General features: G+C 64.6%; 15 protein-coding genes. 1 reads left to right on the forward strand and 14 read right to left on the reverse strand.

Annotated elements, in window-relative coordinates; all coding sequences use genetic code 11:
- Positions 1–50 precede the first annotated feature (50 nt).
- The 14 genes from V5734_RS06335 to V5734_RS06400 form a co-directional block, all read right to left on the reverse strand.
- Positions 51–827 (reverse strand): TIM barrel protein, encoded by a 777-nt coding sequence (locus V5734_RS06335; RefSeq protein ID WP_347312660.1) that lies wholly within the window; start codon positions 825–827, stop codon positions 51–53.
- Complete coding sequence (gene iolB / locus V5734_RS06340) at positions 824–1,630, reverse strand: 5-deoxy-glucuronate isomerase (protein ID WP_347312661.1); 807 nt, start codon at positions 1,628–1,630, stop codon at positions 824–826. The genes V5734_RS06335 and iolB overlap by 4 nt, the downstream gene beginning before the upstream one ends.
- 15 nt (positions 1,631–1,645) lie before the next feature.
- Positions 1,646–3,502 (reverse strand): 3D-(3,5/4)-trihydroxycyclohexane-1,2-dione acylhydrolase (decyclizing), encoded by a 1,857-nt coding sequence (gene iolD / locus V5734_RS06345; protein WP_347312662.1) that lies wholly within the window; start codon positions 3,500–3,502, stop codon positions 1,646–1,648.
- A 95-nt stretch (positions 3,503–3,597) separates the two neighbouring features.
- Positions 3,598–5,520, reverse strand: coding sequence for a bifunctional 5-dehydro-2-deoxygluconokinase/5-dehydro-2-deoxyphosphogluconate aldolase (locus V5734_RS06350; protein WP_347312663.1), 1,923 nt, complete (start codon positions 5,518–5,520; stop codon positions 3,598–3,600).
- Position 5,521: 1 nt separating this feature from the next.
- Positions 5,522–6,460, reverse strand: coding sequence for a TIM barrel protein (locus V5734_RS06355; RefSeq protein WP_347312664.1), 939 nt, complete (start codon positions 6,458–6,460; stop codon positions 5,522–5,524).
- On the reverse strand, positions 6,447–6,731 hold the full coding sequence (locus tag V5734_RS06360; protein ID WP_347312665.1) for a putative quinol monooxygenase: 285 nt from the start codon (positions 6,729–6,731) through the stop codon (positions 6,447–6,449). Before V5734_RS06360 ends, V5734_RS06355 begins: the two co-directional genes overlap by 14 nt.
- Positions 6,732–6,784: 53 nt before the next feature.
- Entirely contained in the window at positions 6,785–7,726 is a 942-nt protein-coding gene (locus V5734_RS06365) for a sugar phosphate isomerase/epimerase family protein (RefSeq protein ID WP_347312666.1), read from the reverse strand.
- Between the two features lie 24 nt (positions 7,727–7,750).
- Positions 7,751–8,920 carry a Gfo/Idh/MocA family protein gene (locus tag V5734_RS06370; protein WP_347312667.1) on the reverse strand — a complete coding sequence of 390 codons (1,170 nt, stop codon included), beginning with the start codon at positions 8,918–8,920 and terminating at the stop codon, positions 7,751–7,753.
- Positions 8,921–8,950: 30 nt separating this feature from the next.
- Positions 8,951–9,976 carry a Gfo/Idh/MocA family oxidoreductase gene (locus V5734_RS06375; RefSeq protein ID WP_347312668.1) on the reverse strand — a complete coding sequence of 342 codons (1,026 nt, stop codon included), beginning with the start codon at positions 9,974–9,976 and terminating at the stop codon, positions 8,951–8,953.
- A 10-nt stretch (positions 9,977–9,986) separates the two neighbouring features.
- On the reverse strand, positions 9,987–10,886 hold the full coding sequence (locus V5734_RS06380; protein ID WP_347312669.1) for a sugar phosphate isomerase/epimerase family protein: 900 nt from the start codon (positions 10,884–10,886) through the stop codon (positions 9,987–9,989).
- A 69-nt stretch (positions 10,887–10,955) separates the two neighbouring features.
- A complete protein-coding gene (locus V5734_RS06385) occupies positions 10,956–11,786 on the reverse strand; it encodes an ATP-binding cassette domain-containing protein (RefSeq protein WP_347312670.1) in 831 nt (276 codons plus the stop codon).
- A 4-nt stretch (positions 11,787–11,790) separates the two neighbouring features.
- On the reverse strand, positions 11,791–12,786 hold the full coding sequence (locus tag V5734_RS06390; protein ID WP_347312671.1) for an ABC transporter permease: 996 nt from the start codon (positions 12,784–12,786) through the stop codon (positions 11,791–11,793).
- A gap of 10 nt (positions 12,787–12,796) precedes the next feature.
- Positions 12,797–13,816 carry an ABC transporter permease gene (locus V5734_RS06395; RefSeq protein WP_347312672.1) on the reverse strand — a complete coding sequence of 340 codons (1,020 nt, stop codon included), beginning with the start codon at positions 13,814–13,816 and terminating at the stop codon, positions 12,797–12,799.
- 145 nt (positions 13,817–13,961) lie between these two features.
- Positions 13,962–14,936 (reverse strand): sugar ABC transporter substrate-binding protein, encoded by a 975-nt coding sequence (locus V5734_RS06400; RefSeq protein WP_347312673.1) that lies wholly within the window; start codon positions 14,934–14,936, stop codon positions 13,962–13,964.
- A 153-nt stretch (positions 14,937–15,089) separates the two neighbouring features.
- Between V5734_RS06400 and V5734_RS06405 the strand changes: the two genes are divergently transcribed.
- A complete protein-coding gene (locus tag V5734_RS06405; protein ID WP_347312674.1) occupies positions 15,090–16,124 on the forward strand; it encodes a LacI family DNA-binding transcriptional regulator in 1,035 nt (344 codons plus the stop codon).
- Positions 16,125–16,127 lie beyond the last annotated feature (3 nt).

Here is a 16,127-nt window from a genome sequence, read left to right on the forward strand (position 1 = left end):
GCATTTCCGGCCGATAGGGTCCTTGTGCTGAACGCGGGCGAATGGCGACTTCAGGCCGAAAGCCAGTTGAAAGATGCGTCGATATCCGCGCTGTCCGGAGCGGCAATCAGGCCGGGTTCCGTGCATTCGAACGAGAACGCGCCCTCGTAGCCTTCCGCGAGAAACCGGCGCACCTGGCCTCTGTTGTCGCAACGGTCGTCCCGGCAGATCAGTCCGCGATGGCCATCCTGCCTGGCATCCAGCGCAACATCGGGATCGGATATGCCGGAGATATGGACAATGCCGGTATGGTGGGGGAACAATTCGCTCTCGCCCGCGATGACATGCTGGAACGTGTCATGGACCAGCTTGAAGGCGCCCACACCCCCGACCGCTTCGATCGCGTCGACCAGTTCGGCTTTGCGCGGCAAAGTCGAGGTTTCGAATCCGATCGGTTCGATCAAGGGCAGGACCGCCCGGCCCGCGACCATCGGCAGGATATCCCGCATCACGTCGCGCAGGGGCCGGGTCGGCCGAGCGTCGACGCTGGGGATCAGGCTGATCGTCTCGGCCCCCGCCGCCTCGGCAATGTCGATGAGGGCCTGGATCTGTGTCGCGCGCTCGTCGTCCCAGACGTTGAAGCCGTAGACCTCGGACAGGCCGAGGAAGCGCAGTCCCCTCGTGCGGGCCATTTCGGCCGCGTGCGCGGGCGCGATCCCGTCGAAAAGGGGGCGTCCCAGGTCGTTGCGCGGCTCGACGCCGACACAGCCGAGCCCGGCCGCGAGGTCGAGAAAAGCCTCGAACGGAAGATCTCGGGCCGTCTTCTGGTTCAACGCCCGCGCGATCATGCGTCGCGGTCCATGATCCACTTGGCCGCCGGATCGGGAATGAAGCGCCACTTGCGCAATGGACCGGCCATCACGTTGAGGTAATACATCTCGAACCCATAGGGCGCGCCGCACGGGTGGTGGCCGCGCGGAACGCAGACCACATCGCCATCTGAAACCGCCATGGTCTCGTCGAGGGTGCCATCTTCCGTGTAGACGCGCTGTATCCCGAACCCATTTTCCGGGTTCAGCCGATGATAGTAGGTCTCTTCGAGATAGGTGCTGTTCGGAAAATCGTCCTCGTCGTGGCGGTGGCTCGGATAGCTCGACCAATGCCCGTCAGGCGTAAAGACTTCGGTCACGAGCAGGCTGTCGCAATAGTCTTCATTTTCCATCGCTATGTTGTTGATATAGCGCGTGTTTGTGCCCTTGCCACGCTCGGTGAGCGTGATGCCGTCCGGACCGATGCGCCGCGCCGTGTGGCCGGAACGACCGGGGGCCGCACAAACGGCAATGGTACAGTCGGTCGTGGCCGTCGCCTCCCACGCGTCGTCATTCGGGACATACAGGCAATGCGGCGGCGTCTTCTCGAATACGTTGATCCGGTGGCCCAGCTCGCCCCAGTCCTGTCCGGCCGCCTTGAAGGTCGCCTTGCCTTCGACCATGACCACGATCACCTCATTGCGGCCCGTGGCCTCCGCCGCTGTCTCTCCGGGCCGCAGCTTGTAAAGACCGAAGCCCACATAGCGCCAGCCTGCGCTTTCGGGCGTGATCTGGTGCACCTTTCCATGGGTGCCGAAGGGCTTTTTCAACAGGTCTGCCATCGTCTCATCCTTTGGTCAGTTCGTGAGCCGCGCCTTGACGATCTGGGTAAGATACTCCGCGTAGCGGTCGCGCTGTTTCTGGCGGTTGGACGTCTCGGGTACGGCCACGTCCCAGAAGTACCCGTGCTCGCCGGCGCGGGCTTCGATTCCGGTTCCGGGGAAATCCCTGGCGATGGTCTCGATCACGATGACGGTCGGGATATTGCGGGTCCGCGCGGCCTTGATTTCGGCCTCAAGCTGATCGGTATCCTTGGCCTTCACCGCATGCGCGCCCATCGACGCCGCGTGGGCGACATAGTCGATCTCGGGCTGCACCTCGACGTTGCAGTCGACATACATGTTGTTGAAGGGCTCGCCGCCGCAGCCCATCGTTTGCAGGCGGTTGATGCACCCGTAGCCCCGGTTGTCGGTGAGCACCGCCGTGAACGGCACACGGCGCATCACCGCCGTCGCCAGTTCCGAGTTGGCCATCATATAGCTGCCGTCGCCGACGAAGCAGATCACCTCGCGCTCGGGTCGCGCGAGCTTGAGCCCCATCGCGCCCGCCACTTCGTAGCCCATGCACGAATAGCCGTATTCCATGTGATAGCCGCCCTGGCTCGGCTTCCAGAGCAGCTTGAGCGCGCCGGGCATGGTGCCGGCCGCACACATCGCGACCGCATCGTCTCCGGTCGCGCGTTGCACGGCGCCGATCACCTGCCCGTCGGTGGGCTTGGCCGCCTGATCCTCGGGCCGGGCGCAATGGGCATCTACGGCGCGCAGCCAGTCGTCGCGCATCGCTGGGTCGAAGGCACGGGCCCTATAGTCGCCCAACGCCACACTGAGTGCATCCAGCGCCACCTTGGCATCCGCCACAAGGCTTTCGGCCCCGTGCTTCGCCGCGTCATATCCATGCACATTGATCGAAATGAGCCTGGCCTTCTGGCTGAACATGGTCCGCGACCCGGTCGTGAAGTCTTGCAGGCGTGTGCCCACGCCGATCACCACGTCGGCGGTTTCGGAGATCGCGTTCGCGGCGGCCGAGCCGTCGACACCGCTCGCCCCGAAATTCATCGGATGCGATTGCGGCAGGGACGACTTCCCGGCCTGCGTCTCTGCCACGGGAATGCCGTGTCTGGTCGCAAATTCGGCCAGCGTCTCTTCGGCCTGCGAATAGACAACGCCACCGCCCGCGATGATGATCGGGTTCTTGGCTCGCTTTATGGCCGCCGCCGCACGTGCGACTTCTTCTACATCCACTCCCGGGCGGCGAATGCGCCAGACGCGCGGCTCGAAGAACTCGACCGGGTAATCATAGGCCTCGGCCTGCGTGTCCTGACAGAAGGCCAGCACGGCAGGGCCGCAATTGGCCGGGTCTGTCATCACCCGCAGGGCGCGCGGCAACGCGCTGAGGATATGCTCGGGCCGCGAGATCCGGTCGTAATAGCGGCTCACCGGGCGGAAGCAGTCATTCGCGCTCACCGTGCCATCGTCGAAATCCTCGACCTGCTGCAAGACCGGATCAGGACGACGCGTGGCGAACACGTCGCCCGCCACGATCAGGACCGGCAGCCGGTTCACATGCGCCAGCGCCGCCGCCGTTACCAGGTTCGTGGATCCGGGCCCGATGGACGAGGTGACCGCGTGAGCGCGCGTGCGCTTCTTGCCCTTGGCATAAGCGATCGCGGCATGACCCATGGTTTGCTCGTTCTGCCCGCGCCATGTCGGGAACACGTTCTGATAGGCGTGCAGCGCCTCGCCGATCCCGGCCACGTTGCCATGCCCGAAAATCGCCCACATCCCCTCGATGAACCGCTCGCCATCCTCGGTCATCTGCACCGAGAGCCATTTCACCATCGCCTGGGCTGCGGTCAGCCGGATCGTCTCGCTCATCTCTTTCGTCCTCTCAGGGGCCTCTTCATCTTGGCCCGAATTTCCCGGAGGGCGGCGTCAGCCGCGGGGGCAGGGCCCCCTCTCCCCGCTCCAGATCATGCAGCCCGGGCCGCCTTGGCCCGCGCCGCATCCCAGACCCCGCACAGGCGCGCGTAGCGCCGGGCCATTTCGGCCACCGCCTCGGCATCCGTCAACGCGCCCTTCATCCAGCCACGCGCCACATCACCGAAGATCGTCCGGCCCACGGCGAAGCCCTTGACCAACCCGAAGCCTGCCGCGACCTCGAAACTCGCCGCCAGTTCGGCTTCCGGGGCATCCAGCCCCAGTACCACGATCCCGCGCGTATGCTTGTCATTTTCCTCGATGGCGGCAATGGCCTGCTGCCATCCCGCTTTCGTCTTCATCGGTTCGAGCTTCCACCAGTCCGGGTAGACCCCGAGCGCGTAGAATTGCCGGATCAAGGTGGCGGTCGTATCGGAAGCGACAGCCGCCACCTTGGAAGGAATGATTTCGAGCAGGAATTCCAGGCCGTTACGGCGCGACGCCTCGAAGAGCCGCTTCACCGTCGCCTCCTGCCGCGCGCGGGTCGTGTTATCGTCATCGGGGTGGCAGAAGCACAGAACCTTAACCACCTCTTCACGCGCCCATTGCGTGAGACCGCCACAATCGGCGCCCAGCTCTGGCTCCAGCTCCAGCGGGCGCGAGCCCGGCCATTCGCAGGGGCGCCCGATCCACAGGCCGGAACCGCTCGCCGCATGCAGTGCCCCCCGTCCGATGCGGTCGTCGCAGAGTATGCCATAGCCCGGACGCCCGTCCTGCACCTGACGCGCGACCGCGAGGCACAGCTTCTTGAACGCGCCGCCCTTGGCCAGCGTGTAGCCCGGCATCTCTTCCAGTTGCATCCGGTGATCGAAGGCGAAAACCCGGTAATCGGGCCAGTCGGGCAGCGAGCGGGTGTGGCGGGTCGTCGACCAGTGGATCTGTTCCAGCTCCGGATCGTTGCGCAGATCGGGCTGCTTGACACCGCGCTTCAGGAAAAACTCCAACTCGGTCAGCGACGGGTAAGCCGGAGTACAGCCATGGCGTGAAACGGCAAACGCCCCGCAGGCATTGGCGTATTCGAGCGCCTTCGGCCAGTTCTCGCCATCGAGCCAGCCCTTCATCAGCCCCGAGAAGAATCCGTCGCCCGCGCCCAGCACGTTGAACACCTCGATCGGAAAGCCGGGACCAGTCTGCCCTTGATCGAGGCTGTCGGGGATCGCGCCGTCGAAGGCCACGGCGCCCTTCGCGCCGCGCTTGCAGACCAGCGTTGCGCCCGAGACCGCGCGCACCGCGCGCAGCGCCGCGATCGTGTCGGTCGAGCCGCCGGCGATATGGAATTCCTCCTCGGTGCCGACGATCAGGTCGAAGAGATGCAGCGTCGCCATCAGCTTCTCGGTCACGTCGGCGCTCTCGACGAAGCGGCTTTCGCCGTCGCCATGGCCCGCCACCCCCCAGAGGTTCGGCCGGTAGTCGATGTCGAGCGCTGTCTGCGCGCCATGCTGGCGTGCCAGTTCCAGCGCCTTCAGCACCGCCGCCTTGGTGCGCGGATGGCTGAGATGGGTGCCGGTGGCCAGCACGCTTCGGGTCTGAGCGATCAGCGCCTCGTCGATGTCCTCCTCGCTCAGCGCCATGTCCGCGCAGTTCTCGCGGTAGAAGATCAGTGGGAACTGTTCCTCGTCGCGGATGCCGAGGATCACCAGCGCGGTCAGATGCTCGGGGTCGGTCTTCACGCCGCTAACATCGACGCCCTCGCGCAGAAGCTGTTCACGGATGAAACGGCCCATATGCTCGTCACCCACCCGGGTGATCAGGCCCGAGCGCAGCCCCAGCCGCGCCGTGCCGCAGGCGATATTCGTCGGAGAGCCCCCGATATACTTCTCGAAAGACCCCATATCCTCCAGACGTCCGCCAATCTGCGCACCGTAAAGATCCACACCGGCCCGCCCAATCGTGATCACGTCGAGTGTTTTCTTCATGTCAGAACCCTGTCCTTGCAAGGAAGGCGCGGGAGGCCGCGAGATCGCCGAGCACCCCGTCCGCGTTGCGCGGATCGCGTTCCTGTTCGATGGTGATGTAACCTGCATATCCAAGTTCGCTCAGAAGCGCCCGGATCGCAGGATAATCGATATTTCCTTGGCCGATCGGACACATGACACCTTCGGCGCAGGCTTCGAAAAAACGGATTTTCTCGCCCATGACGCGGTCGAACACCGTCGGGTCGATATCCTTGAAATGGATGTAATCGAGGCGATCCCAGTAGCGGCGCAAACTCGCGACCGGGTCCATGCCGGCATAGGCCAGATGGCCGGTGTCAAGGCAAAGCCCCGCCACGTCGGGTCCGATATCGACAGTGAGCCGTTCGAGTTCATCCTCGAATTCGATATAGCCGCCCGCATGGGGGTGGATGGTGGCGCGCACATCGTATTCGTCGCGGGCGCAGTCGGAGATTGCCCGGATGTTTTCGACCATCCCGGCCCAGGCGTCGTCCGACAGACGCGGCGCACGGTCGGAATGCCCGGCTGCAAAGTCGCGCTCGTCATGGCCCCAATCCATCACCGTCAGGTAAGGCGCGGGGAAGCGTTGCCGGTCATGGCGGACAGGCGCGGGCAGCGCCGTGATGAAGGCGCAGATCTCACGCGTCTGCCGCAACAGGTTGTCGCGGTTCGCGGGATTCACAAGGTCGTCGAAGATCGTCCCTGCAACGATGCTCAGCGCCCGTTCCTGCAGCGCCGCGCCGACGGTTTCGACATCGAGCGGCATGTAGCCGTAGGGCCCGAGTTCCAACCCGCCAAAGCCCGCCGCGGCGGCCTCGTCCAGCACCTTCTGCCAGCCGGGCAGATTCGGGTTCGCCACATCGTCCACGCCCCAGCAACAGGGGGCGCAGGTGATGGTGATGTGGGGGTCAGCTTGCGACATTGATCGTCTCGAAAGTCAGGCGTTCGTGGAATTGCTCATGGAATGCAATGAAGGTCTTGGTATGCGCCTGAGCCATGTGGAAATCATGCGCCGCCTCGTCGATCCAGGATTCGACGAAGACGAGCCGGTCGGGATTGTCCGTGCAGGTATAGAAATCATAGGCGATGCAGCCCGGTTCGGCGCGGGTTGCGAGTTGGACTTCGGGCGCGCGCGCAAGGATTTTGTCGCGCGCGCCAGGTTTGCACTCGATGGTGATGATGAACTTGTACATCGGTCCCTCCCGATGGGCGCGACCCCGGAGCGGTTCCGGGGCCGGACCGGGTCTCAGCGGATGATCGTCGCTTGCAGCGCGTCGATGGACGAGCGGATGCCGGCCTCGGTGGACATGGTGAAATCTTCCATCTCAAGCGAAACCCAGTCGTTGTAGCCCATCATTCCAACGACCGAGAAGAACTCCTTCCAGTATTGCAGGTCGTGCCCGGCGCCGACCGCGACGTAGTTCCAGCTGCGATTGGCGACGTCGGTCACCTCCTTCAGCTCCAAGAGGCCGTTGACGTCGGCCAGACCGCGCTCGATCCGGGTGTCCTTGCCGTGGACATGGTGGATCGCGTCGCCCAGCGCGCGCGCCACGGCGATCGGCTCGGCGCCCTTCCAGAAGAGGTGGCTGGGGTCGAGGTTCATGCCGACCATCGGGCCCACTTCGCCCCGCAGCCGGAACAGGGTCTCGGGGTTCCAGACCAGCATCGCCGAGAAGTTTTCCAGCGCGTATTTCTCGACGCCGCAGGCCTTTGCATGGGCCACCAGATCGTGCCAGAGCGGGAAGGCGCGGTCTTCCCACTGGTAGCGGTCGCGCTCGGGCATCTCGTCGGGCCAGGACTTGGTGTAGACCAGCCAGTTCGGGACCATGTCGCCCGGCGCCGCTTCGGGCAGGCCCGACATGGTGACGATCTTCTTCACGCCGATCTCGCCGGCAAGCCGGATCGTCTCCTTCATCTCTTTCAGGTGCCGCTTGCCCATGGCGCCCGGATCGAGCGGGTTGGCCGAGCAGTTGAGCGCGGCGATCTCGAGCCCGCGCGCCTTGATCTCGGCCAGCTTGCTCTTCAGCAGGCCCTTGTCCTTCAGGAGTTCATCGGCGCGGAAATGCGGCCCCTTGGACCAGCCGCCGCCGGTCATCTCGATGCCCTCGACACCCAGTTCGACGCATTTGTCGAGCATGTCGGTGAAGGAGAGGGTGCCCATCACATCGGTGCAAATGGAAAGTTTCATCTCTCGTGATCCTTGCTGAGAGGGTTATCTGAAATCGACCCAGGCCGCGCCCGCATCGGCCGAGCGCACGCAGTTCTCAAGCCAGCGCACCCCTTCGGTGCCCGCCTCGATACCGGGATAGTGGTGGGTTTTCAGGAACGCGGTGTCGCCGCGCTTGGCCGCGTCGATGGCCTCGGCGATCCACAGGTAGATGTTCGACCAGCTGTCGCCCAGCCCCTCGGTATGCAGCGCGCCCATGCGGTCGCAGGCGAGGCTTTCATTCTCGAGATAGGGCATCCCGTGATGCAGGATGCGCTCGGGCTCGCCCTGCACCTGATAGACCAACTGGTCAGGATGGCTGTCCGACCACGCCACCGAGGCTTTGGAGCCAACGAATCTATACCGCTGCGACCCCATGTTTCCCGCATCGACCGAGGACACCCAGAGCCGCCCGCGCGCGCCGTTGTCGTAATGCATGAGCACCGTCGCGTGGTCTTCCAAGGGCGCGCGCGAGGGGATGAAGGCGGTGCGGTCGCAGAGCAGCTTCTCGACCTTCAGATGCGGCAGCACGACCTCGGACAGGTAGTAAAGATGCGTACCGATATCGCCCAGAACGAAGGTCGGGCCGGCGGTCTTGGGGTTGGTACGCCATTTCACGGCATCGGCGCTGTCATCGTCGCCCGCGTTGAAGCCGTGGGTATAGGCCATGTCGACGATGCGGATCTCGCCCAGCATCCCCTTTGCGACCATCGCGGCCATCTGATGCACCAAGGGGTGCCCCGTGAAGCCGTAGGTCACGCCGACAATCAGTCCCTTGGACGCCGCGAGCGCTGCCACCTCGTCGCATTCGGCAACGGTGAAGAACAGGGGCTTCTCGCAGATGACGTGGAGCCCCGCTTCGAGACAGGCCATGGTGATCTCGTAATGGGTGAAGTTCGGGGTGGCGATCGAGACCACCTCGACCCCGTCCGCGCGCCCGGCTTCGCCCGCGATCATCTCCTGGTGGGTCGCGTAGCAGCGATCCCCGGCCACGCCGAGCCTGGTGCCGAAATCGCGGCCGCGCGCGGCATCGAGGTCGAACGCCCCGGCGATCAGCTGATAGGTGCCGTCGCGCAGGGCGCCGGTCCGGTGCTTGTAACCCACCTGCCCGGTGCGGCCGCCGCCGATCATGCCCCAGCGCAGTGGCCGTTCAATCGTTCTTTCACCGTTGATCATGGTGTCTTGCTTTCTCAGATGCCGGTCAGGTCACTCGGCCGCAATCGCGGAGGCGGTGCCGTAAAGGGCAGGTTTCTCGATCATGCTGATGCTCTCGCGCGCGCCGCTGGCGACCGCGCGCAGCGCGGCGTCGCCGACCAGCGTTGCCGCATAACCGTCCCAGGTCGACGGACCCGTCGCCGTGCCTTGCCCCGCCGCCACGATCCATTCGCGGAACTCCTGGTCGTAGGCCTCGATGAAGCGCTCGCGCCAATCCTCGGGGATCGCCTGGCGAATGCCGTGGCGATCCGAGATCACCGTCGCCGGGCGATTGGGCAGCGCCGCCACGCCCGTCTCGCAGCTGACCTCGCCGCGGATGTCATAGCCGTAGGCGATGTTGACCGAGATCTCGACGTCGACGATTGCGCCTGAGGACATGTACAGCAGCACGATGGTAGGATCGCGCAGATCGCCCCCCCGGCTCGACCGGCGCGGGACGCGCACTTCGACCGCGGCCACTTCGTCGTCGAGCAGCCAGCGCGAGATATCCGCGTCATGCACCAGCGTGTCGTTAAGCGGCATGTCCGAGGTGTAGAGCCCTTCGGGCACCGACGCATTGCGGTGAGTGGAGTGATACATCAGCGGCGCACCGAGGCTGCCGCCGTCGATCACCGCCTTGAGCCGGCGATAATCGGCATCGAAACGCCGCATGAACCCGACCTGCACAAGGCGGCGGCCGAAGCCCACCTCGGCCTCGATCACGCGCTTGGCGGCGGCTTCCGAGGTGACGAGCGGCTTCTCGCAGAACACCGGCTTGCCCGCCGCGATACAGTCGAGCAGCTGTTCCTCATGCGCCGGCCCCCAGGAACAGATCACCACCGCCTCGACCTTGTCCGAGTGAATGAGGTCCTTCGGCGTGCGAAAAACCTGCGCGCCATTCGGAGCCGCCGCTTCGGCGCGGGCTTGGTCGATATCGGTGACGGCCGTGACCTGTGCCCCGGAAAGAACCTGGGTAAGGCGCCGGATATGATCGCACCCGATCATTCCGGTGCCGATGACGCCGATTTTCAGTGCCATTTCGAGACCCTCACTTGAAATGCTTGTCGATCAGGCGCTGCATCTCGCCGCGCATGAAGCGGCCGGACTCGTCGGCCTTTTCTTCCCAGGCGAAGACGCAGGCGGTCATGATCCCGTCGAAGCCGATCTCGGCCAGCGTGCGGTAGAAGTCGTCCCACGGCACCTCGCCCTGGCCGATGTTCAGGTGCTGGTGCACCCGCGCGGACGACCCCGGCGGGTTGATGATGTAGCGCAGGCCAGAACTGGCCTTGTGGTTGAACGTGTCGGCGATGTGGACATGGGCCAGCACGTCGGCGCACTCCTTCAGCATCGCGACGGTGTCGTCGCCGAAATAGAAGGTGTGCGGCGTGCAGTAGAGGAACTTGACCCGGGGGCTGTTCACCGTGCGGATCAGGTCGACCGAGGGCTGAAGCGTCTCGACCCAGTCCTCGGGATGCGGCTCGATATGCAAGGAGATGCCCTCGCGCTCGAGGATCGGCACCAGTTCGTCCATCGAGCGCCACCAGGCATCCTCGCAGGCCTCGATCATCGAGCCGGTGTGGCAACAGTAGCAGGTGCCCTTGTCGGGATGCGGGCCGCGGCCGAATTCCGAGTTCATCGTGTCGACTTCCATCTCGACCGCGATCTCGATGGCGCGCTTCCAGTGGCGCATGGCGGCCTTGCGCTCCTCCTCGTCGTTGGAGGCCCAGCGGTACATCGGCAGGAGCGTGGCAATGCCGACCCCGGCGTCCTTCAGCGCCTTCCTGAAGCTCCTGATCCGGTCGGGGAAGACGCGCGGCGCCTTGAACCATTCAAGGAAATCCCCGCGCGGGGAAAGTTCGATCCAGTCGTAGCCGAGGTCCTTTACCTTCGCAGGCAGGTCCTCGAGGCTGAGGTGGCGATGCATGTACGGGTCAAGCGCGATCTTCATGTCCGGTCCTCCGGGCTGTGGTGGTGAATGCCCGCGCCGGACGCGACCGGCGCAGGCGGGGAGGTAGGGTTATTCGGCGGGCTGGATCCGGGGCGCATGGCTCTCGTGGGTTTCCATGTAGCCCTCGATCGAGGCTTCGAGATCGGCCATGGTCTCGCCGCCCGCCATCAGGTCGGTGATTTCCTCGCGGGTCTTCTCGCCCTTGCGGAAATCGGCCGCGATCGCGCCCCGGATCAACACCGCGAAGTGGTCCCCCACGGTCATCGCGTGCATCACCTGGTGGGTGATGAAGATCACCGCGAGTCCGCGCTTCTTGGCCTCGTTCACGATCCGCAGCACATGCGCCGCCTGCTTGACGCCAAGCGCCGCGGTCGGTTCGTCGAGGATCAGCACGCGGGCGCCGAAATAGACCGCCCGCGCAATGGCGAGCGACTGGCGCTCCCCGCCCGACAGGCCGCCGACAAGGCGGTCGCCGTCGTCGATCCGGGTGATGCCCATCTTCTGGACTTCTTCCACGGCAATCCGGTTCGCCGTGTTGCGGTCGAAGACCTTGAACGGTCCCCAGCCCTTGGTCGGCTCCACGCCCATGAAGAAGTTGCGCCCGACCGACATCAGCGGATAGGTGCCGCCGAACTGGTGCACCGTGGCGATACCGCGGTCCTGCGCGTCGCGCGGCCCGGAAAAGCTCACCGGCTGGCCATCGACAAGGATCTCGCCGCGCGTCGGCGCGTGAACCCCCGCCAGCGTCTTGATCAGCGTCGACTTGCCGGCGCCGTTATCGCCCAGAAGGCAGAGCACTTCGCCTTCGCGCACCTTGAGCGAGATTTCGTGGAGAACGTCGATCGGGCCGAAGCTCTTGTCGACATTTCTCAGTTCGAGAACCACTTTCGCGTCGGACATGGTTTCAGCCTTTCTTCTTTCTGACGGCGCTCATCGCCTTTTTTCGGAAGGTTTCGTTCATTCCGACCGCGACAAGAAGCATGATGCCGATGATGAGGTTGGACCAATTGCGGTCGATGCTGGTGAAATCGATACCCTTGTTCACCACGGCGAAGGTGATCGTCCCAACGAACACGCCGGTGATCGACCCGAAGCCGCCGGTCAGGAGCACGCCCCCCACCACGACGCTCACGATGATGTTGAAGATGTCGCCCATCCCGCCCGACACCTGGGCCGAGTTGAACTGGATGGCGTTGCACATGCCGACGAAGGACGCCGCGGTCGCCGTTCCCACGAAGAGGCAGATGGTGATCCGGTCCACCGGGATGCCGGCATTGCGGGCGCTGACCTTGTCGCCGCCGATCGCGAAGATCCAGTTGCCGTACTTGGACTCGTGCATGACGAACCAGACCACGACGGCGAGGCCGATCCACCAGAGGATCACGACCTGATGGTTGCCGCCGAACATCAGGTCCCCGAAGAGCGTCTTGGCCCAGCCGGGCGCGCTCAGCGGAACCGACGCGGCCCCGGTCAGGAGCTTGGAGCCCGCCAGCACGATCCCCTGCATGGCGACAAGCGTGCCGAGCGTGACGATCAGCGAGGGAACCGTGGTGCGCGTGACGATGAAGCCGTTGAACAGGCCCACGATGAGGCCGATGGCCAGCGCGCCGAGAACACCGAAGATCATCGGCAGGCCGAAGTAGCCGGTGATGATGGCCGTCGTCATGGCGCCCGCCGGGATCATCGCCCCGATCGAGATGTCGATCTCGCCCGAGATCATCAGCAAGCCCACGAAGAGCGCCACGATGCCGATCCGCGCCGCATAGTTGACCCAGCTGGCCGCGCCCATCAGCTTGCCCAGATCGACGCCGCCAAGCACCACATAGAAGGCCAGCACGCCGACAAGGCTCAGAATGGAGGCTGCCGAGGGACGGCGAAGCATTCCTGCGATCATGTCCATGGTTCCGCCCTCACTTCTTCTTGCTTGCATAGGCCATCGCGAGGGCACGGAACGTGTCGTTCGACAGGACCGCCGCGAGCAGGAGCGCCCCGATGATGATGGAGCCGATATTGGGGTCGAGCGCGGCGAAGAAGATGCCCTGGTTGACGACCGCGAAGGTCATCGTGCCGAGCACGATCCCCACGATCGAGCCCGCCCCGCCGGTCAGCAGCACGCCGCCGATGACCACGCACATGATCGAGTTGAAGATGAAGGACTGCCCGCCCGCGACCTGCGCGCTCTGGTAGGTCATCAGTTGCGCGATGCCGACGAAGGCGGCGCAGAAGCCCGACAACATGAACAGCGCGATCTTGAGCCTGGCGGTCGGAACCCCCGCGTTGCGCGCACTCTCGGCATCGCCGCCGATCGCGAAGATCCAGTTGCCGACCGGCGAGACGTGCAGGACGTAGAAGAACAGCGCCACGAAGCCCAGCCACCAGAAGATCGACACGTTGAACATGCCGTTGATGAAGGTGCCCAGAAGCGACTTGGTGACCGGGTCGGGCACGTAGCTGAGGCTGGTGGAACCCTTGATCAGCACCGCGAAGCCGAGTGTGAGCCCCATCACGGCGAACATCACGCCGATCGTCACGATCAGCGAGGGGATCGCGGTGCGGGTGACCAGCAATCCGTTGGCCAGGCCGACCAGCACCCCGACGCCAAGACCGCCGAGGATACCGACCAGCGCCGGAAGCTCGTAGTGACCGCTCAGCAATGCCGCCGTCACCGAGGCCGCGGGCACCACCGCGCCCACCGACATGTCGAACTCGCCGGAAATCATCAGCAGACCGACCGGCAGCGCGATGATGCCGACCTCGGCCGCGATATTGAGCCAACTCGACCATCCGGGCGCGCCGACAAAGACGGCGCCGCCAAGGATTGCGAAGAAGAGGTAGACGACCACAAACCCGAGGAATGACCCCGTCTCCGGCCGTCGAACGAGACTGCCGAGCGAAAAGCTTGTCGCGCCGGCTTCCGATTGCATCGACATCTGTGCGGTTCCTGTTGCATCTGGTTTGCCGACCTCACGCCCGTCAATTCGGAGCAGGCCGTCCTGGAGGTGGCCGCCAGCGCGGGGCGCGCGGCCACCCTCGTTCTTCCGGGCGCGGGTTTGCGATCCGCGCCCGCGTGCCGGATCAGCGCGCGCCGGCCTTCACGCCCTCGATCACCTGCTCGACGTTGTTCATGTCGATGACGCCCGGACCCGTGAGGATCTCGCGGGTCGGGATGGTCACGCCGTAGGTGACGTAGTTGTTCAGGATCGACACGGCGAAGAAGCCCTGCTGGTAGCCTTGCTGGTCGATGGCGCAATCCTGCGTGCCCGCCTGGATATTGGCCAGGATCGAGTCGTTGAAGTTCATGCCGCAGACATGGACCTGACCCGCCTTGCCGGCCTGCTGGATGCCGCTGACGGTGGCGTTGGTGTCGCCGTCGCCGATGGCGAACATCGCGTCGATGTCGGGGTTCTGAAGCAGATGCGCGCGCACGGCCTGGGCCACGGCGGTCGCGTCGCCGAAGGCGGTCGCCGGAAGCTGGAGCGTCGATCCGGTGCCGCCGTTTTCCTTCAGCCCGTCGTTGAAGCCATTGCAGAAGGCCTCGATGTTGGCCGCGCCCGGCAGCGTGTTGACGCAGGCGCCGTTCTTGTGCCCGGCCTTCGCCAGATATTCGCCGCCCGCGAAGCCGGACTTGTAGTCCACCGCGCCGACATAGTTCATCGCGCCAAGACGGTCGGCCGCCTCGAGCCCGCCGGCATTGTAGATCACCAGCGGAATGCCGGCGTCGACGACCGCCTTGAAGGCCGGATCCATCGCTTCGGGCACCCAGTCCGGGCCGACAATGGCGTCTGCCCCCTGGTCGATCGCCTGGCGGATCAGTTCCGCGGCATCGGGGCCGAGATTGTCGTAGTTCTGCGGGCCAAGCCAGGTGACCGAGCCGCCCTGGGCCTGCGCCACGATGCCGGCATCCTCGGCGCCTTTCTTCACGCGCGACCAGAACGGATCGTCAGGTTTTCCGCCGATAACGTAGATGTCGGCCGCGATGACGGCGGATGCGGCGCAGGCCGCAGCAATGGCAGTCGCGGCCGTGGCCGCGAGCCGGGTGAATTTTGTCATGATGTCTCCTCCGGTGCCCCGCTCTCCTCCGCAGGGCTTCAGTGACGGAGAGGTTAGGGTGTGAAAGAGATTCTGGAAACAAGTAATGAATATTTTGATTGCGAAAATATCATTTTGTGTCATTCATTATGAAATACTCACGGAGCGAACATCATGAACCGTCCGACAATCGCCGATCTGGCCAGGGAGGCCGAAGTCTCTGTTTCGACGGTGAACCGGATCCTCTCCGGCACGGCGCGCGTCAAGCCGATGACCGTGCAAAGGGTGCAGGCCGCAGCCGAGAAGATCGGCTTCTACGGTCTTGGCGCGATCGAAGACCAGCTGCGAAAGAGCGCGCCGCATTACCGGCTCGGGTTTCTGCTCCAGCAATCCTCGCGCGAGCTCTACCAGCTCTTCGGGCGCAAGATCACCGAAGCCTGCCGCTCACGCCCGCTCGACGTCGTCGATCCGCTGATCGACTTCGTGGATCTGCTCACGCCCGACAACATCTCCCAACGCCTGCGCGCCTTGGGTCAAGCCTGCGATGCGGTCGCGATCATCGCGGCTGACCATCCGCAGATCGGCCATACCATCCGCGAACTCCACGAGATGGGCAAACCTGTCGTCGCCTATATCACCGACCAGTCGGCGCCCGAACGCGCGGGGTATGTCGGAACCGACAACTGGAAACTCGGGCGCACGGCCGCCTGGTTCATCTCGCAGATGACGCACGGGCCTGGGCGCGTGGCGGTTTTTCTGGGCAACCACCGCTACCAGTGCCAGGATGTCGCCGATGCCAGCTTCCGCTCCTATTTGCGCGAACACGCTCCGCATCTGGTTGTCGAGGACAGCCGGCCAACCCACGAGGAAACGGCAGAAGCCTATCGCATGGTCAGGGAACTGCTGCAGACGACCGACGACCTGACGGGCATCTTCATGGTCGGCGGCGGAATTTCCGGCGTCCTGCGGGCATTACGCGAGGTGCCGGAAGAACGCCGGGCGGGTATCAAGCTGATCTGCCGCGATATCGGCCCAGAGACGCGCAAGGGCCTGTCGGAGGGATTGATCACCGCCGCGCTTTGTCACCCGCCAGAGGCGACCCCGGCGGCGCTTGTTCAATCCATGATCGACGCGGTTGAACAGGGCACAAGCATGACGCCGGTGCAAAGAGCGATCCCGTTCGAAATCGTCACCCCGGAGAATGTCTAGGGC

The sequence above is a fragment of the Defluviimonas sp. SAOS-178_SWC genome (assembly GCF_039830135.1).
GTDB lineage: Bacteria > Pseudomonadota > Alphaproteobacteria > Rhodobacterales > Rhodobacteraceae > Albidovulum.

Bases quoted from the DNA above. Each gene is read 5' to 3' on its own strand.
- V5734_RS06335 (WP_347312660.1), bottom strand. From the start codon at position 827: ATGATCGCGCGGGCGTTGAACCAGAAGACGGCCCGAGATCTTCCGTTC.
- iolB (WP_347312661.1), bottom strand. From the start codon at position 1,630: ATGGCAGACCTGTTGAAAAAGCCCTTCGGCACCCATGGAAAGGTGCAC.
- iolD (WP_347312662.1), bottom strand. From the start codon at position 3,502: ATGAGCGAGACGATCCGGCTGACCGCAGCCCAGGCGATGGTGAAATGG.
- V5734_RS06350 (WP_347312663.1), bottom strand. From the start codon at position 5,520: ATGAAGAAAACACTCGACGTGATCACGATTGGGCGGGCCGGTGTGGAT.
- V5734_RS06355 (WP_347312664.1), bottom strand. From the start codon at position 6,460: ATGTCGCAAGCTGACCCCCACATCACCATCACCTGCGCCCCCTGTTGC.
- V5734_RS06360 (WP_347312665.1), bottom strand. From the start codon at position 6,731: ATGTACAAGTTCATCATCACCATCGAGTGCAAACCTGGCGCGCGCGAC.
- V5734_RS06365 (WP_347312666.1), bottom strand. From the start codon at position 7,726: ATGAAACTTTCCATTTGCACCGATGTGATGGGCACCCTCTCCTTCACC.
- V5734_RS06370 (WP_347312667.1), bottom strand. From the start codon at position 8,920: ATGATCAACGGTGAAAGAACGATTGAACGGCCACTGCGCTGGGGCATG.
- V5734_RS06375 (WP_347312668.1), bottom strand. From the start codon at position 9,976: ATGGCACTGAAAATCGGCGTCATCGGCACCGGAATGATCGGGTGCGAT.
- V5734_RS06380 (WP_347312669.1), bottom strand. From the start codon at position 10,886: ATGAAGATCGCGCTTGACCCGTACATGCATCGCCACCTCAGCCTCGAG.
- V5734_RS06385 (WP_347312670.1), bottom strand. From the start codon at position 11,786: ATGTCCGACGCGAAAGTGGTTCTCGAACTGAGAAATGTCGACAAGAGC.
- V5734_RS06390 (WP_347312671.1), bottom strand. From the start codon at position 12,786: ATGGACATGATCGCAGGAATGCTTCGCCGTCCCTCGGCAGCCTCCATT.
- V5734_RS06395 (WP_347312672.1), bottom strand. From the start codon at position 13,816: ATGTCGATGCAATCGGAAGCCGGCGCGACAAGCTTTTCGCTCGGCAGT.
- V5734_RS06400 (WP_347312673.1), bottom strand. From the start codon at position 14,936: ATGACAAAATTCACCCGGCTCGCGGCCACGGCCGCGACTGCCATTGCT.
- V5734_RS06405 (WP_347312674.1), top strand. From the start codon at position 15,090: ATGAACCGTCCGACAATCGCCGATCTGGCCAGGGAGGCCGAAGTCTCT.